The organism is Mangrovihabitans endophyticus, from assembly GCF_014646155.1.
GTDB classification, from domain to species: Bacteria; Actinomycetota; Actinomycetes; order Mycobacteriales; family Micromonosporaceae; genus Actinoplanes; species Actinoplanes endophyticus.
In genome coordinates, this window is record NZ_BMMX01000035.1 from 1 (window position 1) to 18,074 (window position 18,074).

Genomic DNA, 18,074 nt, shown 5'->3' on the forward strand with positions numbered 1-18,074 from the left:
TGTGCGGCGAGCCGTGGCCGTGCGAGTCGGGCAAGCGGCGCATCTCGCGTGACCTGGACGGCCCGGAGCGCGCCCGGCACATGGCGGGCCGACTGTATGAGGCGGTCGGCGACCTGGCCGACGTGGACCCGCGGCGGCTGTATGTGCGGTTCCTGGCGTGGACGTGGTACGAGCCGGCGGCCGGGGAGTCTGCGGACGCCCGGCCGCCGTCCCCGTCACGGGGCGGTGGTGGCGAGGATGCCCACCTATCGTCCTTTGTGGACGATGATTGATGATACGTGCTGGTGGCGGCCTTGTCTTTTCGGTCGGACTTTAGGCCGATCATCCGATCGGCGGGTCGGGTGCGATCGTGGACAGTCGACCGATGTGGACCATGGGCGCTGTGTGAACACGCCGTTACGGTTGCGGATCATGCCCACCGCTGTCGTGTTTATCCCGAGCCCTGATCTGGTCGATGCGAGTCCGGCGTGCGTGCTGCATTGCGCCGCGCGCGGCTATGAGCTCGCCGGGATCGTCGTCGCGGACTGGCGCGAGGTGGATCGGCTGCTGCGCGAGGGCGGCGTGACGGTGGTCGTGGTGGCGCGGCCGGAGCATGTGCCGCCGGACGGTGTGCCGCGGGTGGAGGTGGCCTCGGCCGGGCAGGTGCGCGGCGCCTGGCCGCCGGCGGCTGGGGACGCCGGCGGGCGGGATCCGCGCCGCCGGCGTCCGCGTCTGATCTAGGCCAGGTCGGGCAGCCCGGCGACGGCGGCCTGCATCCGTGCGGTGCTGGCCTGCACGTAGGTGGCGGTGGTGGACGGGTGGCGGTGGCCCATCAGGGTCTGCACCACGCGCAGGTCCCCCACCTCGTCGTTGATCATCGTCCCGAAGCTGTGCCGGAACCGGTGCATGCTGGCGTCCGCGCCGATCGCGTGCAGGTAGTCGCGGCCGCGGCGCGAGATCTGCCGGCGGGTGAGGCGCTCGCCGTGGGCGCCGACGCACACTGGTCCGTCGGGCAGGTCCCGCACGAGCCGCCAGATCGCGGGGTGGGTGGCCACGTACCGTTCGACGTCGCCTTTGCCCTGCAGCAGCAGCCGCTGGGCGGTGATGTGCCGCCGCTGGAGGGCGGCGAGCTCGATGCATCGGGCGCCGGCGTAGAGCGCGAGGGTGAACCAGGTGAGGTAGGGCTGGGCGGCGCGCAGCAGGATCTGCTGCAGGTCCTCGGCCGGCAGCGGCCGGGCGCCGCGGACCGGCTTGGGCACCCGGGGCAGCCACGTGGCGCTGTTCTCGGTGAGCCGGGGCCGGCGGGGGTCGGTGGCCCACGTGAAGAAGCCTTTGATCGCCGCGGTGTACAGCGATCGGGTGGCGGCGCGGCGCCCGCCGGCGGTGATCCACGCTCGCAGCTCGTCGTGGAGGGCGAAGGGCAGCCCCTCGGGGAGCTCGCGGTCGGCGTGGCGCAGCACGCCGGTGTAGGTGTCGACGGTCGACGGGGCCCGGCCGAGTTCGTCGCGCAGATACTGGGCGTATTCGGCGATGAGGTCGACGGTGGCCGGTCGGGTGGGTACGGTCATGTGCTGATCACTCCCCTGTGCTGGGTGGTGGTTCGCGGTGGTCCCGGCGCGTGCGCCACACAGGGCCGGGGCCGCCGCTTCTGTAAAGATCCTTCGATGGTGGCGGGCGGCGCGTCAGCGCGGCATCGGCCGGTCGCCCGGCCGCACGAAGGCGGGCCGCCTCCGGGTCGCCGGGATGCCCGACACGGGCCGGGTGCTGTCGCTGCGGCCTCCGCCGTACGGTCCGGTCCGCGCGATGATCGGGGTCGTGGTGCGCCGTCCGGCCGACCGGAATCTGTCCGGAAGTGCTGCGGGACCTAAAACCTTCCTTAGCCGGTTTGGCGCTGTCTGAAAACCCCGCTTACGGTCCTTCGGGCCGGGATCCCCTCGGCCGCGACGATCGCGGAGGCAGTACGTGTACCGGCCAGCCGAGCCAGCCGAGCGTCCCGGCCGACGGGCGCACCGTCCGGGGCGGCACCGCCGGACGGCGCCCACGCCGGTGGCTCTGGGCCTGACGGTCCTCGGCCTGCTCACCGCGCTGGGGGCGGGTGCGACCATGCTGCCCGCCAGCCTCACCGGTCCGGGTAGCCCGGCGGAGGACAGCGCGTCCGTGATCGACGAGCTGGCGCCGGGCGCCGGTGGCGGGGTGCCCGGCGCAGGCTTGCCCCACGACGGCACCGCGCCGAGCGGCGCTCCGACAACCGCCGGCGCGGCGCCCTCGCCGGCCACCCCGGCGGCATCGTCGCCGGCCCCGTCGCCGTCGAAGAGCACGTCGGCCAAGGCGAAGCGGTCGCGGTCCGCGAGCGCCAAGCCCACGCGCACGGTCGCCGCGAAATCCGCCCCGAGCCCCGCGGACGGGAGCGCCGGGAAAGGGCTGGCCGCTCAGGAGACCGAGGTCATCCGGCTGGTCAACGAGGAGCGGGATCAGGCCGGCTGCGGCGCGGTCACCCTGGACACCCGTTTGCGTACGGCGATACGCCTGCACGTCGAGGAACTCGGCTCGCACGGCGACCTCTACATCAGCCACGTCAGCGACGACGGCCGGACCTTCGTGGACCGGGCCAAGGAGCAGGGCTACGACGATCCGGGCGGCGAGAACGTGGCGCGCGGCCAGCGGAACGCCGCGGACGTGATGACAAGCTGGATGAACAGCGAGGGGCATCGGGCCAACATCCTGAACTGCGACTTCACGGCGATCGGGGCAGGCGTCGCGAAGGGGGTCGACGGCACGCTCGTCTGGGGGCAGTTGTTCGGTCGCTCATGACGACTTGAGTGCTCGATATACGGATAAGTCGGACAAAAACCTTTAAAGAGCTGTCGCGAACCCGACAATGACCGGTGACGAGGCCGCGCTTGCTCGTTGCGCCCACCGTGATTTTCTGTCCGCCGCACCGGCACGGCTGACCCCGCCATGCGCATCTGTCTGCTCACCGGGGACGGCCCGCACCGCCGGGACGCGTACGGCGAATGGTGCCGCCCCCTCGTCGACGGCCTCGGCTCCCACACCGTCGATCTGGTCGACGTCGGATGGGACCCGCCTGCCACCACCCCGGCGTGTCCCCCACGGGTCGCCTCCACCCGCACCGTGACCCTGTCGCGGCCGATCCTCGACCACGACGCACGGCGCGGACACGCATCGCGGGAGCTCACCGAGGCCGCCGAAGCGCTGTGCCGGGGCCTGATCCACGGCGGCTCGCGGTTTCGCGACGGCCTGCGCCACCTCGCCCTGCACGCGGGCCCGGACGGCGCCGCGCTGCACGGCGTGCCGCTGGCCCGGATGCTGGCCGCGGCCTGGCGCGACGGCGGACCGGCCGAGTCCGCGCCGCTGCCCCGGCTCGGCGGACGGGATGCCCGTGCGGGGGCCAGGCTGCTGCGCGACACCGGGCGAGCGCTCGCCGCGGAGCTGCCGCCGACCGATCTGCTGCACTGCGCCGGAGGCACCACGCCGCTGCTGGCGGCGCTGGCCGCGCACTGGCGCGACGGCGCACCGCTGCTGCTCACCGACGGGTGTGCCGACCCGCCCGGGGCACCCCCGGCGTCCCTGCGCCAGTCGCCGGCCATGGACACGCTGCTGCGGCTGCTGCGCCGGGCGGTCGGCGACGCCGGGTACGCCACCGCGGACCTGGTCGCGTCGACGAGCGACGTCCATCGCGCCCACGCGGTGGACCGCGGCACGCCGACCCACCGCGCGATCACCGTGCCCGCCGGGGTCGACCCCGCCCGGTGGCCCGCACTGCCGGAACCCGCCCCGGAGCCGCCCGCGCTGGTCTGGGCCGGAAACGGCGGGCCGGGCAGCGGCCTGGGCCCGGTGCTGGACGCCTTCGCCGGGGTCGTCACGGTGCTGCCGGACGCGGTCCTGCACCTGGTCGGCGTCACCGCCGACGACGAGGACCACTGCGCCGAGCGGGTGGACCGCACCGGCCTCGGCCGCGCCGTCCGGCAGTACCCGCTGCCGCTGGATCCCGGCGAGCGGTATGCCGCCGGGCACGTGGTGGTGCACGTCACCGGCCCGGCCGATCCGGCGCACGGGCCGGTCGAGGCCATGATGTCCGGCCGCGCGATCGCCGGGTTCGGCAGCGGGGCGGCCGGCGAGGTCGTCGGCGACGCCGGCGTGCTGGTGCCGCCGGGCGATGTCGCCGCGCTGACCGACGCGTGCATCGCCCTGCTGCGGTCGCCGGACCGGCGACGCGCGCTGGCCGACGCCGCGCGGTGCCGGGCGATGCAGCGATACACCAGTGACCGGATGGTGCGGGTGTACCAGGCGCTGTACACCGACCTGGCCGGGGCGCCGCCCGCCGGTCGCGTGGAGTTCGAGCTCGCCCTGCCGGCGCCGCGCAGCGCGGGAGCGCCGACCATCCGTCATCTGGTTCCGGAGGGACGATGACCGTATCCCTGTCCCGGCGCACGCCGTACCGGCGGGAACACACCTGCGGGGCGCATGCCATGCCGCTGCGCAGGGAAGGCCTGCTCTCCGTGGCGATGCGCTGTGCCCTGTACCTCGGCCCGCTGAGCGTGGCGATCGCCGCCGCCGGGCCGCTGGATCTGGTCGGCGCACCGGTGCTGCTGCCGGTTCTGGTGCTCGGCTGGAGCGCCGCGCAGGCGCTGACCAGCCTCGGCGTCGCGGTCGCCGGTACGGCCGGGCGGGCCGCCGCCGCGCGCCTGGTGGCCGGCGGATTCGCCATCGCCGGTGTGCTGTGGAGCGCGTACGTCTGGGTGGCCCCCGGCGCCTGGCTGGGGCCGAGCCGGATCATGGCCGGCGTGGTCGGCATCGGCGCTTTGACCTCGCTGGCCACCGTCACCGCTGCCCTGGTCACGCGGTCCGAGGTGGCCGTCGTGCGGTGGAGCGTGCCGTGCTGGGTGCTGGCCGTGATCACCCTGGCCGGGGGCTCGGGTGCCTCGGCGGTCTCCGCGGAGACGCTGCTCCCGGCGGCCATCGTGGTGGCGGCGGTCCGCGCGTACCGGCCGGTCATCGGGCGTACGGTGCCGAACCGGCCGCCGCTGGGCGCGCCCGCCGTGCGTCGCGGCGCCGGCTTCCTGGCGCTCGGCGCCGCCCAGGCCGGCGCGGTCGCGGTGTTGTGCGTGACCGGCCCGAACGCGGCCCGGATCCCGTTGCTGGTCGCCGTGCCACTGGTGGAGGCCCTGGTCGCCGGGCACGCCCGCACCGTCGCCACCCGGACGGTCGGGGCGTTGCTGTTGCCGGTCGTGGTGGCCGCGCCGCTGGTGCTCGGCGCCGCTCAGGTGCCCGCTGCGCGCACCGCACTGCTCGCCACCAGCGCCGGGATTCTCCTCAGCGGAATTCTCGCCGCCACCGTCGTGCTCGCCGCCCGCGGTCGCCTGATCGTCGCGGTGGTGTCCGCGGGCGCCGCCCCGGCCGCGATCCTGGCGCTCCCGCTGCTGCCCGGTCCGACTCCGCCGTTCCTGCCCGCGGTGGTCGCCGTGCTGGCCGCGATTCACCTGCTGGGCCTGCCCACCGTCGCCAACACCGTCGCCGATCACCGGAGGACATCGTGAGAACCCTGTTCCCGACCTACACACACCCGCTGCCCGAGCTGGCCGACGACCCGGACACCTGGGTGGTGCAGCAGCACCCCGGACAACCGCGCCGCTTCCATCAGGTGCTCGGCCGCGTCGACCTGGACTGGGGCGGCCGTTCACTGGCCGACGTGCTGGCCGACCTGGACACCTGGCGCGCCGCCGGAGTCGAGGGGCTGTTCCTCGACCGCGCGCCGGCCGGTTCCGGTGGGGTCGGGCCGGTGGCGCTGACCGTCCGGCTTGCCGCCCGGCGCGGGCTGCACCGGGTGGTGTTGAACCCGGGCGTGCCGACCCATCCGCTGTACCGCGACCTGGGCGTGCGGATCTGCACGTTCGACGGGTCGTGGTCGGCCTATCAGGGGTGGGACGGCAACGGCATCCGCCCCGGCGACGGGCATCTCGTGCACAGCGTGCCGACCGAGATGCTCACCGCCGCCCGCCGGCTGATGGGCCGGCGCGGCGCCGGATTCGGTCTGGCCACCGACGCCGTGCCGGAGGTCAGCGAGGCGACCGGCGCGGACGCGGCTGACAGCGCGGGCAGGTGTAGGACGACCGGTTCATGAACTGCTCCCGGCGCATCGCCGTGCCGCACCGGTGGCACGGCAGGCCCTCCCGCCCGTACGCGTTGAGTTCCCGGTCGAAGTAGCCGCTCTGGCCGTTCACGTTGACGTACAGCGCGTCGAAGCTCGTCCCGCCGGCCACGATCGCCTCGCCCAGCACATCCCGGACGTGGTCGAGCAGCCGGCGCACCGCGGGCCCGGTCAGCCGGTCCGTCGCGCGCGTGCCGTGCAGCCGGGCACGCCACAGCGCTTCGTCGGCATAGATGTTGCCGACGCCCGAGATCAGGCTCTGGTCCAGCAGGGCGCGCTTGACCTCGGTGCGGCGCTTGCGAAAAGCGGCCACGAAAGCCGTGTCGTCGAACAACGGATCCATCGGGTCACGGGCGATGTGGGCGATCTCGGCGGGAAGTTCCGCGCCGCCGTCGGAGACGGAAAGGCCACCGAACGTACGCTGATCGACGAACCGTAGCTGCGGACCGCCGTCGGTGAACCTGAAGCGCACGCGCAGATGCGGCCCGTCGGGTTTGTCCGCCGGTTCGATCAGCAACTGCCCGCTCATGCCGAGATGACCGAGGATGGCGTCGCCGGAGTCCAGCGGCAGCCACAGGTATTTGCCCCGGCGGGCGACGTCGGTGATCGTCCGGCCGCGCAGCACCGCGGCGAAATGGTCGTCGCCGGGCAGATGCCGGCGGATGGCGCGGGGATGGCGCACCTCGGCCTCGTCGACGGTGCGGCCGGTGACCCACTTGGCCAGGCCCTGCCGGACCGTCTCCACTTCGGGTAGCTCGGGCATCCTGGCTCCTTGCGGCGCTAGAGCGTGTACGGCCAGACGACCACCAGATAGGCGCCGTACCACAGGCCGAAGAGCGCCCACGCCACGATCGACAGCACCGCGACCGGGGGACGGGCACGGGCCGCGGCGCAGACGGCGGGCAGCAGCGTCAACAGTACGGGCAGCAGCAGCCGCGGCTTGGAGTGGTAGAAGCCGGCCTGACCATAGACGAGCACCATGGCGATCACCCCGTACACGGCGAGCGGCGGCCAGGGCCGCCCGGTCAGCGCGACACCGGCGGCGGCGAGCGCCGCGAGCAGGATCAACGCCACGCTCATCGGGATCCAGCCGTCGCCGGTGGACAGCGTCTGGCGCAGGAAGTTCAGCGTGCTCGCGCCGAAGTCGAAGGAACTGCCCCACCCGGCGGTCTGGATCCGGAACCAAGCGGCCGGGTCGCCCACCCGCCAGGCCACCCAGGCGAGGTACAGCGGAACGCCGGCCAGGGCCATGGCGGCGGCGGCGAGCGGCGTCCACCGATGCCACATCGCACGGCCCGGCGAGTCGTCCGGCTGAGCGCGGACGGCCAGCACCGCGGCGACCGCCAGGCCGACCGCGGCGGCTGCGCCGGTCGGCCTGGTGAGCGCAGCGGCCAGGCCGAGCGGCCCGGCCGCCCACCACACGCCCCGGTGCGCGGCCACGAACATCGCCGCCACGAGCGCCAGGAACAGGCTCTCCGAGTACCCCATGGACAGCACCACGGACACCGGGGCGGAGCAGCACACAGCCACCAGCGCCCAGCCCACCCGCTTGCCGTACAGGCTGGTGCCCAGCAGGTGCAGGGCGACGGCGGCGCCGATCGAGGCGAGCCAACTGACCGCGAGCGCGGCACTGCCCGGATCCACGCCCAGCGCGGCCACCCCGCGGATCAGCATCGGGTACAGCGGGAAGAAGGCCAGCTCGTTGCCGGACATCGAGCCGTCGGCCTGGTAGGTGTACCCGTGCGGATATCCGTCGACCGCGACGCGCAGGAACCATCCGGCGTCCCACACCAGCAGTCGTGCGCGCAGGCCGGTGCCGTCGTGCACGGCGGCGTTCAGCCAGAGCAGCATCACGATCTGGCCGACGCGGGTCAGCGCCAGGATGCCGGCCGCGGTCGCGATCCCCCGCCACGCGCCCGCCTTGGTCCACAGCGACGCGGTGGTCGGCGGCGCCGCGGTGAGCGTCACGGGTTCGCGTCGGCGAGGTCGGTGTGGCCGCCTCCGGCGACCGCCGGAGGCGGCGGCTTGGTCCCCTCCTCGGTGCGCTCGTTCAACGTCCGCCAGGCGGCCGCTGCGGCGCGCTGTTCGGCCTGTTTCTTGCTGCGGCCCTCGGACCCGCCGTACCGCTGGCCGGCCACCACCACCCAGGCGGTGAAGGTCTTGGCGTGGTCCGGTCCGGCGTCCTCGATGACATAGTCCGGCACGCCCAGCCCGAGCGCCGCGGTCAGCTCCTGGAGGCTGGTCTTCCAGTCCAGAGCGGCGCCGCGGCCGGCGGATTCGGCCATCAGCGGGTCGAACAGGCGGTGGATCACGTCGCCGGCGGTCTCCAGGCCGTGCTGGAGATAGATCGCGCCGAGCAGCGCCTCCAGCGTGTCGGCCAGGATGCTGGCCTTGTCCCGGCCGCCGGTGGTCTCCTCGCCCTTGCCCAGCAGCAGGTGCGGGCCCAGCCCCTGCGGCCCGAGCGAACGCGCGACGTCGGCCAGCGCGTGCATGTTGACCACGCTGGCACGCAGCTTGGCGAGCTGTCCCTCGGGCAGGTCCGGATGGTTGTGGAACAGCGCCGACGTGATCACCACGCCGAGCACCGAGTCGCCCAGGAACTCCAGGCGCTCATTGGTCGGCAGGCCGCCGTTCTCGTACGCGTACGAGCGGTGGGTGAGGGCGCGCTCCAGCAGTCCGGGCTCGAATGGCACGCCGAACGCCTCCTCAAGCGGGCGAGTCGGCGGGCGGCGCTTCTTGTCACTGCTCATATCTCACCTCGTCGGAACTGCGGCGATCGGAAGATGTGCGGTTCGCCAGTTCGGCGATGGCCGGCACGGCACGGCGGCGATGCAGGTCGGCGGCGTGCGCGATGCCCGCTGCGAGGTCCTCGCCGGTCGCCGCGCCGTGACAGACCACCACGGTCCCGGCCACCCCGAGCAGGACCGCAGCGCGCGGCAGGCGGTCGCCCTCCGCGCCGGGCGGGCCGACCAGCGCGTACGCCGTCTCCAGGCCCTTGAGCAGCACGTTTCCGGTGAATCCGTCGGTCACCGCGACGTCGGCGGCGCCGCCGCGCACCACGTCGACGCCCTCGATCAGTCCGGCGTATCGCCCGCCGCCGGGCAGGTCGGCACCGGCCAGCAGGGCCGGGACGGCGCGGCGTAGCCGGTCACCCTTGCCTCGCTCGCTGCCGATGGTGAGCAGGCCGACCCGGGGCGCGGCCACACCGTGCACCGCGTGGGCGTACGCGCTGCCCAGCCGGGCATGGGCGGCGAGGGTCTGTGCGTCGGGATCGACGGTGGCGCCGACGTCGAGCAGGACCACCCGGCCCGCGGCGGTGGGCAGCACCGCGGCGAGCGCGGGACGGCGTACCCCCGGCCAGCGGCCCAGACCGAGCGCAGCCGAGGTGACGGTCGCGCCGGTGGATCCCGCGGAGACGGCGGCGTCCGCCTCCCTCTCGGCCACGGCGAGGACGGCAGAGCGTACGCCGGACTCGGTTGGCCCCGCGGTCTGCGCACGCCGCGTCGGCGGGACGGACGCGGACCGGGTGCGTACCCGGCACCGGTCGCCCGGTGTGAGGGCGTCGAGTACCGCGTCGGCGTCCTCGGCGGGGCCGACGAGCAGGAGATGAAGGGCGGGATCGGCCCGGCAGGCGCGCAGAGCGCCGTCAACCACGACGGCGGGAGCATGGTCCCCGCCGAGGAGGTCGACGGCGATCCGCACGGTGCCCGGCTCCGCGGCGGTCTCCCGCCTCGGCGCGGGGGCACCCGCGGTACGCCGTAACCCGGGTCCGACCCGCCCGGTGATCGGCCGGGTCACTTCCTCGGAAGCTCAGACTTCGAGGACCTGACGGCCGTTGTAGGTGCCACAGACCGAACACGCGGTGTGCGGCATCTTCGGCGACTTGCACTGGGGGCACGCGACGGTCGCCACCGCGGTCGCCTTCCAGTTGGCCCGGCGGGACCGAGTGTTGCTGCGCGACATCTTGCGCTTGGGGACGGCCACGGTTCCTACTCCTCAGAACTCGACAGGTTACGCAAAGCGGCCCACCTCGGGTCGACGGCCTCATGGCGGTGGTCCGCCGGAAGGTCGGCGAGCCGCGCCCCGCACTCGGAACACAGCCCCGGGCAGTCCGGCCGGCAGACCGGGTTGGCAGGCAGTGTCAGCACCACCGCGTCCCGCACCGCCGGCTCCAGGTCAAGCAGGTCGCCCTGCATCCGGCCGACCTCGTCGGCGTCCGTCGTCTCCTCGGTCGTGCTGTCCGCGTAGGCGAACAACTCGGCGAGTGGCACGTCGAACGACTCGACGATCTCGTCCAGACAGCGTCCGCACTCGCCGAACAGCGAACCGCGGACGTTGCCACTGACGTAGACACCCTCGGAGACCGATGTGAGCGTCAGATCGAGCTCGACGTCGGAACCCTCGGGCACGGAGATCAACTCCAGGCCGAGATCGGCCGGTGCCGGTATCACCCGTTGCAGGGCACGCGTCGCCCCCGGCTGGCGCGGGAGCTTCGTCGTGTCGACGACCAGCGGCTGCCGGGGATCGAGGTGATTCTGCGGATGCTTGGGCATAGTGAACTCCGGCCGGTGGTCAGGCCGATCAGAAACGTTACCCGAGCCGGGCCGCCGTCGGCCAATCGCCCCGCCCCGGGCGGGCATCCGTTCCCCTCAGAAGGGCAGCGGACGCTCGGTCTCCTCACCCTGGAAGGTGCCGATCTCGCGGAGCGCGTGCATCTTGTCGCGACCACGCTCTATCGACGCCAGCGCCCGGGTGAGGAACTGTTCGAAGTTCGCCAGGGCCGTGTCGACGTAGTCGTCGACCTCGTCGCGCAGCCGCTGCGCCTCCGTGCGGGCCTCGGCGATGATGCGGGCGCCCTCGTGTTCGGCCGAGACGGTGATCTCGTTGACCGACACCAGCCGGGCGTGCTCGGTCTCGCCTTCGTTGATGATCCGGTCGGCCTCCCTCCGCCCCGCATCGATGATCTTGTCGCGCTCCTCCAGCAGGGCCGACGCGCGGCGCAGATCACCGGGCAGCTCGGAGCGCAGTTCGTCCAGCAACGCGATCATCTCGGCACGGTCGTACATGAAGTTCGTCCGCGACATCGGCACGGCCCGAGCGGCCTCCACCGTCGCGATGATCTCGTCGATGCGGTCGAGCGGATCCACCGGCGCCTCACTCCTGTCATCTCACACCCACGCAGCGTGGTGCGATCACGTTACTGCCGTCGGCAACGTTGAGACCCCGAGGGCACGCCCGTCAGTTTTGCCGGAGCCTCGCCATCAGCCGCTCGCCGACCAGATCGGGCACGTGCGGCGAGACGTCGCCACCCCACTTTGCCACCTCTTTGACGAGACTGGAGGACAGAAAGGAATACAACGGATTGGTTGGCATGAACAGCGTCTCCACGCCGGACAGGCCGATGTTCATCTGCGCCATCTGCAATTCGTAGTCGAAGTCGCTCACCGCCCGCAGCCCCTTGACCACGACGGCGGCCTGCTGGTCGCGACAGAAGTCGACCAGCAGGCCACGGAACGATTCGACACGGACGTTGCCGTACGCCGCGGTCACCTCGCGCAGGATGGCGATGCGCTCGTCGATGGTGAACAGGCCGGTCTTGTTCTGATTGATCAGTACGCCGATGATCACCTCGTCGAAGAGCCGGCTGGCCCGTCCGACGATGTCCAGATGGCCGTTGGTGACCGGGTCGAAGGAGCCGGGGCAGACCGCACGTCTCATGATCGGCGACCGTACCAAAGAGTGGTCTCGCCATAACGTCGGCTGCGGTCGGCAGTGAGACCGTCCACCCAGGTCAGCGGGGACGCGCGGGTGGCACGTTCGATCACCACGACGGCGTCGTCGGCCAGCCAACCGCCCGCCACCAGGGCATGCTGCACCGCGGTCAGCCGGTCCTCCGCCAGCGCGTACGGCGGATCGGCGAACACCACGTCGAACGGCTCACCGCCGGGCGGCGCCCCCAGCACCTGCTCGACTCGTCCGGTGAGCAGGCGGGCGGCCGCGTCGGCGCGCAGCACGCGGATGTTGTCCCGAACCGTCCGCGCGGCCCGCGCATCCGACTCGACGAGCAGGGCGAAGGCGGCACCCCGGGACAGCGCCTCCAAACCGACCGCACCGGAACCGGCATAGAAATCGGCGAATCGCGCACCGGACATGTCCGTCATGCTGGACAGCGCGCTGAACAGGGCCTCGCGGACACGATCCGCGGTCGGACGAGTCTGCGACCCCGTCGGCGCGGACAGCCTCCGTCCACCGTGGACACCCGCAATAATCCTGGTCACGTTGCCTCACTTAGCACGGGTAGACGCTACTGCACCAGTTGCGGCAAACCACCGGAGAGTGAACTCTCCGTCGCAATTTTCGACGCTCATTTATACCTAGCGCATGTAAATGAATGCACACGGTATAGCGAAGATCACAGATGCGCATCATCGCTCTTTTGCTCGCTTGTGGTGTTACTGAAATCCAGCGAAGTCGCTATGGTCGACCGGCTTGCAGTCGTCGGTACGCCGTCGACACGACGATGCGGGGAGGTGTCGTCGTCAGCAACCGCCCCAACCCCCGGGTCGGCTGCCGCCACCTCCTGTGTGTCGTACCCCCCTCGGTCCACCGCTCACAGGAGTAGGCGTGAACTTGAAGTACCCGCTGCGCCGCACGGCCGCCATCGCCGCCGGTGCGTTCATCGGTCTGGCAGGAGCCGCGGTCTTCGCCGCGCCCGCCAGCGCACACAGTGCCATGGCCACGGCCGACGTCTCCTGCGCCGACAACGGCCAGTGGACGATCGACTGGAAGGTCGGCAACGACTACTGGTCCGACGCCACGGTCAAGAAGCTCACCGCGTTCGAGCTCAAGGACGGCAACGGTGCCGCCCAGGTCATCAACGTCGGCGGCAACCTCAAGGTCGGCGCCACCGTCACCAAGCTGTCCTTCGACGGCCAGATCAACGCGCGGCAGAAGCTCACCGGCAAGTCCACCGTGAGCGTTGACATCGCCGCGGTGAAGCTGCAGGTCAAGCTCCACTGGCGGGACGGGGTCGAGCACGACGGGGTCGCGGTGGCGCACCTGCCGGAGAACTGCACCCCGCCGACCACGCCGCCGACGACGCCGCCGACCACCGAGCCGACGACGCCGCCCACCACCGAGCCGACCACCCCGCCGACGACTGAGCCGACGACGCCGCCGACCACCGAGCCGACGACGCCGCCCACCACCGAGTCGCCCGCGCCGACCGACGCCACCCCCATCCTTGAGATGGACTGCGACTCGATGGTGATCGGCCTGGACAACCCGGCCGAGGGCAACGAGATCACGCTGGAGTTCAAGACCAGCAAGGGCGAGGAGCGGACCACCGTCATCGCGCCGGGCGAGAAGAAGACCGAGAAGTTCAGCGCCAAGGAAGGCTTCTCCGTCACCGTGACCGCCGTGGGTCTGGACGAGACCCCGGAGACCATCGCGTACGAGCAGCCCGCGGATTGCGCCTCCGGTGGCACCGGTGGCGGCGGCGGCCTGCCGCTGACCGGCGCCGCGGCCAGCAGCATCGCCGGCGGGGCAGCCGTCCTGCTGATCGCCGGTGGCGTGCTGTTCTTCATGGCCCGTCGCCGCAAGGTGAAGTTCACCGCCTGACACACCACGAAGGCCTGATGGAGGGCGCGTCGACCTCGCTGTCGGCGCGCCCTTCGCCTTATCCCCTTCGCCCCGCTTGCTTGCTCGCACAGACAGGCTCCGACCGTGCTGAAGTCTCTGCTCTCTGCCATGACGCTGGCCCTCGCCGGGTTGGGGTTGGGCGTCACCGCAACACCGGCCATGGCCGCCACCGACACCGTCTCGGTCTCCGGCGCGGCCCACTGCGACAGCACCGACGGGACGTGGGTCGTCCAGTGGACGGTCGCCAACCCGCACCCCGACTCCGGCACCGTGGACAAGCTCGCCATGGACCCGGAACCGCAGGCCGTCCCGGACGCCGACCCGGAGACCGTACTCGCCGACGGCACGGTGCTCTACCGGCGGCTGAGCAGCGGCGCACCCAGCCGGATGATCTTCATGACGGTCCTTCCCGGCACCGCGACCTCCGCCTCGGTCAGCTTCAACGTGCTGGGCAAGACCTTCCGGGACAAGAACGTCCGGGGCAGCGTCGACCTCAGCGGCGGCTGCAAGCCGGACCAGCAGCCGTGTACGGCGGGTGCGTTCCACCACACGTTCCAGGTCACCGAAGGGCGCGCCACCGCCACCGTCACCCTCGACGAGGGCGTCACGCTGTGCCACCCCCAGCCGGTCACGCTGGTGTCCTACTTCGCGCCGCGGCCGCAGTTCTCCGTTCCGCAGTACGTCTTCGACCAGACCACGGTCACCGTCGACAACGACCACCCGACGGCCGACCTGCAGATCGCGGTGCCCGACTGCAACACGCAGGTGGACATGTTCTTCGGCGGCGCGGACGACGTGATCTCCGAGATCACCGAGAACGGCCCGCGCTACGGCGACCGCAAGCTGGGCAGCGGCAGCGGTCCGGGCAGCCGGTCCAGCGGCCCGGACGGCTGGTACAACGGCGGCGACAAGGGCTGCCGTCAGCCGCAGGTGCAGCCGGTGTCCGCATGCGACGGAAGCATCGCGGTGAACCTGAGCAACGACGGCGAACTGTCGCGCTACCCGGTGGAGTTCACCGTGGAGGCGGGCGGCACGTCCCGTGCCGTCACGGTCGCGCCGGGCGAGGGTGACACGGTGACCGTGCCGGCCGGCGTGGGATCGGTCACGGTGTCCGCGGAGGGCATGCCGACGCGGACCTTCTCCTGGGAGCGTCCGGAGGACTGCACGCCGCCCGCCGCCACCGTGGCGGCGGACTGCGACACGGTCACCGTCACGGTGACGCTGCCCGAGGACAGCATGCCGACCGACGCCCGGATCAGCTACGCGGGCGAGGAAAAGACCCTGCCCGTCAAGCCGGGCGCGTCCGGCACGGTCTCCTTCCCGCTGAGCACCGCGTCGGAGAGCACGGCGTCGGTGACCTTCCCGGGCCTGGACATCCCGCCGCTGACCGCGACCGTCGAGGCGCCGTCCGACTGCGACACTCCGGGCGGATCGAACGGGGGCGGATCGAACGGTGGCTCGCCGTCGCCCGGCATCTCGTCGCCGACCACCCCGCCGGTTGACGAGGGCGGTTCCGGTGGTGGGCTGCCGGTCACCGGCGCCGCGGCCGGCACCATCGCGGGCGGCGCGGCCGTGCTGCTGATCGCCGGCGTGGTGGCGTTCGTGCTGGCCCGGCGCCGCAGGATCACGTTCACCGCCTGATTGCTGACGCGCGGCTCGCCCTCCCCCGTGGCGGGTGAGCCGCCGCCGGCCGGATGATCTTCGCCTTGGAGGAGTACGGCCATCGCCCCGGCCGGTTCCGGCCCGCCGACCGGTACGCGGGAAGCCGTCCGGCCGACGGGTTCAGGGAAGCGGGGCGAACGTGCCGTCCAGCCGCGGCGGCAGATCCACCACGGACACCACCGCGGACACCGGAATCGGGCCGTAGACGTGTGGGAAGAGGCGCCCGTCCGGATGCGGGGGATCGCCTTCCTCCCAGACCGCGGGCGCGGACAGGCGAGACTCGTCGATCTCCAGCACCACCAGGTCGGTGCGCCCGGCGGCCAGCGCCGTGGCGGGCACGTGCACGTGGTCGCGGGGCGAGCAGTGCACGAAGCCCTGCCGCGCGAGCGACGGCGCGGCGTACACCTCGCCGGCCGCCTCCCAGTCGGCGCGCGGGCAGAAGTGGTAGATCATCCCTTCTCCAAATACTCGGCGCGTTCCTCGTCGACAAGCGCGGCGACCGATGCCGCCAGCGCCGGATGCCGGACCAGGTCGGGGTCCCCGGCCACCAGCTCGGCGGCCTCGGCCCGCGCATCGGTGATCAGCTTGGCGTCGCGCAGCAGCGACAGCAGCCGCAGATGGGAATGCCGCCCGGACTGGGAGGCGCCCAGCACGTCGCCCTCGCGCCGCTGTTCCAGGTCGATCTCGGACAGTTTGAACCCGTCCGTGGTCGAAGCTACCGCGTCCAGGCGCTCCCGCGCCGGCGTGCCCTCCGCCGCCTCGGTGACGAGTAGGCAGATGCCCGGTGCCGCGCCCCGGCCGACCCGGCCACGGAGCTGATGCAACTGCGAAACCCCGAACCGGTCCGCGTCCATGATGATCATGACGGTGGCGTTCGGCACGTCCACACCCACCTCGATCACCGTCGTGGCGACCAGGACGTCCAGGTCACCGGCGGCGAAGCGGCGCATCACCGCGTCCTTCTCCTCGGCGGGCAACCTCCCGTGCAGGACACCGATCCGCAAGCCGTGCAGCGGGCCCTCGGCGAGCGCGGGCGCGACGTCGGTGACCGCCAGCGGCGGCCGTCGCGCGGACTCGTCGTCCGACGGCGGTTCCTCCTCCCCGTCGGATTCGCCGATGCGCGGGCACACCACGTACGCCTGATGACCGGCCCGCACCTCCTCGACCAGGCGCCGCCAGGCCCGGTCCAGGAAGGCCGGCCGCTCCGGGGGCACCACATGCGAGGCGATCGGCGAACGTCCGCGCGGCAACTGGGACAACGTGGACGTCTCCAGATCGCCGTAGACGGTCATCGCGACCGTACGCGGAATGGGCGTCGCCGTCATGACCAGCACATGCGGCGGCTGCGCGGCCTTCGCCCGCAACGCGTCCCGCTGCTCGACGCCGAACCGGTGCTGCTCGTCGACCACCACCAGGCCCAGGTCGGCGAACTCGACACCCTCGTACAGCAGGGCATGCGTACCGACCACGATGCCGGCGCTGCCATCGGAGATCTTCGCCAGCGCGGCCCGCCGGGCGGCGGCCCCCAGCGATCCGGTGACAAGCGTCAAGGAGGTGCCGGACGGATCGCCGTCCAGCTCCCCCGCGCGGCCCAGCGCGCCGAGCAGCGCACCGATGCCGCGATAGTGCTGCGTGGCAAGCACCTCGGTGGGCGCCAGCAACGCCGCCTGGCCGCCGGCATCCACCACCTGCAGCATGGCGCGCACCGAGACCAGGGTCTTTCCGGAGCCGACCTCACCCTGCAACAGCCGGTGCATCGGATGCGGGCGGGCCAGATCCGCGGCGATCTCCTCACCCACCGTGCGCTGGCCGTCGGTCAGTTCGTACGGCAGGACGGCGTCGAACCGCGACAACAGCCCCTCGGACCGGAGCGGGCGGGCCACCGCCGGCGATCCGCTCGACCGCGCGCGCCGTTGCGCCAGCGTCAACTGCACCGCGAACGCCTCGTCCCATTTCAGGCGGAACTTCGCCCGGAACAGGTCCTCTGTGGACGTGGGACGGTGGATCTCCCGCAGTGCGGTGGCGATGCCGACCAGGTTGCGGTTCGCGCGGACCGCGCCGGGCAGCGGATCGTCCGGCGGCCGGAAGACGTCCAGGACGGTACGCACGCTCTTGGCGATCACCCACGTCGGCACCGCCTGCGCCGCCGGGTAGACCGGGATCATCGCCCCGGCGAACTCCTCGATCTCCTCCGCGGCCTCGTCCTGTGTGGCGTCGGCACGAAGGAGCTGGTATGCGGGGCCGTTGAGCTGGCGCTTGCCGCGGAAGTCGGTGACCTTGCCGGCGAACAGGCCCCACCGCCCGGTACGCAACTCCCGCTCCCGCCACGCCTGGTTGAAAAACGTGCAGGTCAGCGTGGCCCCGGAGCCGTCACCGATGGTGATCTCCAGCATGTTGCCGCGGCGCGCGCGCATCGGCCGTACGGTGGTCGACCGCACCTGCGCGAGCAGGGTGACCTGTTCGCCGACCTGGAGGCGGCGCATGTCGGTGGGTTCGCCGCGTTCGTCGTACCGCCGTGGGAAGTGATAGATCAGATCGCCGACCGTGTGCAGGTCGAGGTGGCTGGTGAGCGCCTTGGCCGTACGCTCCCCCAGCGCCTTGCGCAGGGGCGTGTCCATCGTCG

Annotated in this window: 20 protein-coding genes; 8 read left to right on the plus strand and 12 right to left on the minus strand. The window is 72.3% G+C overall.

Annotated features, from left to right (window positions below; genetic code table 11):
- Together IEY73_RS25835 and IEY73_RS25840 are read left to right on the plus strand one after the other, a co-directional pair.
- On the plus strand, positions 1–272 hold a 272-nt coding region (locus IEY73_RS25835; RefSeq protein ID WP_373292876.1), incomplete at its 5' end, for a hypothetical protein.
- A gap of 139 nt (positions 273–411) precedes the next feature.
- On the plus strand, positions 412–720 hold the full coding sequence (locus IEY73_RS25840) for a hypothetical protein (protein WP_189081920.1): 309 nt from the start codon (positions 412–414) through the stop codon (positions 718–720).
- Here IEY73_RS25840 and IEY73_RS25845 read toward each other — a convergent pair.
- Entirely contained in the window at positions 717–1,547 is an 831-nt protein-coding gene (locus IEY73_RS25845) for a tyrosine-type recombinase/integrase (RefSeq protein ID WP_189081921.1), read from the minus strand. The two genes, IEY73_RS25840 and IEY73_RS25845, sit on opposite strands and share 4 nt — an antisense overlap.
- A 478-nt stretch (positions 1,548–2,025) precedes the next feature.
- Here IEY73_RS25845 and IEY73_RS25850 point away from each other — a divergent pair, with 478 nt between their 5' ends.
- The 4 genes from IEY73_RS25850 to IEY73_RS25865 all read left to right on the plus strand — a co-directional run bounded on the left by IEY73_RS25850 (position 2,026) and on the right by IEY73_RS25865 (position 6,121).
- Positions 2,026–2,790 (plus strand): CAP domain-containing protein, encoded by a 765-nt coding sequence (locus IEY73_RS25850; RefSeq protein WP_189081922.1) that lies wholly within the window; start codon positions 2,026–2,028, stop codon positions 2,788–2,790.
- A 147-nt stretch (positions 2,791–2,937) separates the two neighbouring features.
- Positions 2,938–4,410 (plus strand): glycosyltransferase, encoded by a 1,473-nt coding sequence (locus tag IEY73_RS25855; RefSeq protein WP_189081923.1) that lies wholly within the window; start codon positions 2,938–2,940, stop codon positions 4,408–4,410.
- Positions 4,407–5,537, plus strand: a complete 1,131-nt coding sequence (locus IEY73_RS25860; RefSeq protein WP_229716164.1) for a hypothetical protein — start codon at positions 4,407–4,409, stop codon at positions 5,535–5,537. Before IEY73_RS25855 ends, IEY73_RS25860 begins: the two co-directional genes overlap by 4 nt.
- Positions 5,534–6,121 carry a spherulation-specific family 4 protein gene (locus IEY73_RS25865; protein WP_189081924.1) on the plus strand — a complete coding sequence of 196 codons (588 nt, stop codon included), beginning with the start codon at positions 5,534–5,536 and terminating at the stop codon, positions 6,119–6,121. Before IEY73_RS25860 ends, IEY73_RS25865 begins: the two co-directional genes overlap by 4 nt.
- On the opposite strand, the gene mutM is transcribed toward IEY73_RS25865, so the two are convergent.
- From mutM to rsmD, 9 genes are all read right to left on the minus strand, one after another.
- Complete coding sequence (gene mutM / locus IEY73_RS25870) at positions 6,057–6,911, minus strand: bifunctional DNA-formamidopyrimidine glycosylase/DNA-(apurinic or apyrimidinic site) lyase (protein WP_189081925.1); 855 nt, start codon at positions 6,909–6,911, stop codon at positions 6,057–6,059. The two genes, IEY73_RS25865 and mutM, sit on opposite strands and share 65 nt — an antisense overlap.
- A gap of 17 nt (positions 6,912–6,928) precedes the next feature.
- Positions 6,929–8,116 carry a putative hexosyltransferase gene (locus tag IEY73_RS25875; protein ID WP_189081926.1) on the minus strand — a complete coding sequence of 396 codons (1,188 nt, stop codon included), beginning with the start codon at positions 8,114–8,116 and terminating at the stop codon, positions 6,929–6,931.
- Positions 8,113–8,898, minus strand: coding sequence for a ribonuclease III (gene rnc / locus IEY73_RS25880; RefSeq protein WP_189081927.1), 786 nt, complete (start codon positions 8,896–8,898; stop codon positions 8,113–8,115). Before rnc ends, IEY73_RS25875 begins: the two co-directional genes overlap by 4 nt.
- Complete coding sequence (locus IEY73_RS25885; RefSeq protein WP_229716165.1) at positions 8,888–9,850, minus strand: phosphate acyltransferase PlsX; 963 nt, start codon at positions 9,848–9,850, stop codon at positions 8,888–8,890. Before IEY73_RS25885 ends, rnc begins: the two co-directional genes overlap by 11 nt.
- A 108-nt stretch (positions 9,851–9,958) precedes the next feature.
- Positions 9,959–10,132, minus strand: a complete 174-nt coding sequence (gene rpmF, locus IEY73_RS25890) for a 50S ribosomal protein L32 (RefSeq protein WP_189081929.1) — start codon at positions 10,130–10,132, stop codon at positions 9,959–9,961.
- A 5-nt stretch (positions 10,133–10,137) separates the two neighbouring features.
- Positions 10,138–10,701, minus strand: coding sequence for a YceD family protein (locus tag IEY73_RS25895; RefSeq protein ID WP_189081930.1), 564 nt, complete (start codon positions 10,699–10,701; stop codon positions 10,138–10,140).
- 96 nt (positions 10,702–10,797) lie between these two features.
- Complete coding sequence (locus tag IEY73_RS25900) at positions 10,798–11,295, minus strand: ATP synthase subunit B family protein (protein WP_189081931.1); 498 nt, start codon at positions 11,293–11,295, stop codon at positions 10,798–10,800.
- A gap of 91 nt (positions 11,296–11,386) precedes the next feature.
- On the minus strand, positions 11,387–11,866 hold the full coding sequence (gene coaD, locus IEY73_RS25905) for a pantetheine-phosphate adenylyltransferase (protein ID WP_189081932.1): 480 nt from the start codon (positions 11,864–11,866) through the stop codon (positions 11,387–11,389).
- Entirely contained in the window at positions 11,863–12,426 is a 564-nt protein-coding gene (gene rsmD / locus IEY73_RS25910) for a 16S rRNA (guanine(966)-N(2))-methyltransferase RsmD (protein WP_189081933.1), read from the minus strand. Before rsmD ends, coaD begins: the two co-directional genes overlap by 4 nt.
- A gap of 346 nt (positions 12,427–12,772) precedes the next feature.
- Between rsmD and IEY73_RS25915 the strand changes: the two genes are divergently transcribed.
- Complete coding sequence (locus IEY73_RS25915) at positions 12,773–13,768, plus strand: LPXTG cell wall anchor domain-containing protein (protein WP_189081934.1); 996 nt, start codon at positions 12,773–12,775, stop codon at positions 13,766–13,768.
- 105 nt (positions 13,769–13,873) lie between these two features.
- Positions 13,874–15,430: a cell wall anchor protein gene (locus tag IEY73_RS25920; protein ID WP_189081935.1), complete on the plus strand. Its 1,557-nt coding sequence runs from the start codon at positions 13,874–13,876 to the stop codon at positions 15,428–15,430.
- Positions 15,431–15,571: 141 nt separating this feature from the next.
- Here IEY73_RS25920 and IEY73_RS25925 read toward each other — a convergent pair whose 3' ends face one another.
- Together IEY73_RS25925 and recG are read right to left on the minus strand one after the other, a co-directional pair.
- On the minus strand, positions 15,572–15,904 hold the full coding sequence (locus IEY73_RS25925) for a DUF952 domain-containing protein (RefSeq protein ID WP_189081936.1): 333 nt from the start codon (positions 15,902–15,904) through the stop codon (positions 15,572–15,574).
- Positions 15,901–18,069: an ATP-dependent DNA helicase RecG gene (gene recG, locus IEY73_RS25930; RefSeq protein ID WP_189081973.1), complete on the minus strand. Its 2,169-nt coding sequence runs from the start codon at positions 18,067–18,069 to the stop codon at positions 15,901–15,903. Before recG ends, IEY73_RS25925 begins: the two co-directional genes overlap by 4 nt.
- Positions 18,070–18,074: the final 5 nt, after the last annotated feature.

Bases quoted from the DNA above. Each gene is read 5' to 3' on its own strand.
- rnc (WP_189081927.1), bottom strand. From the start codon at position 8,898: ATGAGCAGTGACAAGAAGCGCCGCCCGCCGACTCGCCCGCTTGAGGAG.
- IEY73_RS25845 (WP_189081921.1), bottom strand. From the start codon at position 1,547: ATGACCGTACCCACCCGACCGGCCACCGTCGACCTCATCGCCGAATAC.
- IEY73_RS25860 (WP_229716164.1), top strand. From the start codon at position 4,407: ATGACCGTATCCCTGTCCCGGCGCACGCCGTACCGGCGGGAACACACC.
- coaD (WP_189081932.1), bottom strand. From the start codon at position 11,866: ATGAGACGTGCGGTCTGCCCCGGCTCCTTCGACCCGGTCACCAACGGC.
- IEY73_RS25925 (WP_189081936.1), bottom strand. From the start codon at position 15,904: ATGATCTACCACTTCTGCCCGCGCGCCGACTGGGAGGCGGCCGGCGAG.
- IEY73_RS25855 (WP_189081923.1), top strand. From the start codon at position 2,938: ATGCGCATCTGTCTGCTCACCGGGGACGGCCCGCACCGCCGGGACGCG.
- mutM (WP_189081925.1), bottom strand. From the start codon at position 6,911: ATGCCCGAGCTACCCGAAGTGGAGACGGTCCGGCAGGGCCTGGCCAAG.
- recG (WP_189081973.1), bottom strand. From the start codon at position 18,069: ATGGACACGCCCCTGCGCAAGGCGCTGGGGGAGCGTACGGCCAAGGCG.
- IEY73_RS25840 (WP_189081920.1), top strand. From the start codon at position 412: ATGCCCACCGCTGTCGTGTTTATCCCGAGCCCTGATCTGGTCGATGCG.
- IEY73_RS25895 (WP_189081930.1), bottom strand. From the start codon at position 10,701: ATGCCCAAGCATCCGCAGAATCACCTCGATCCCCGGCAGCCGCTGGTC.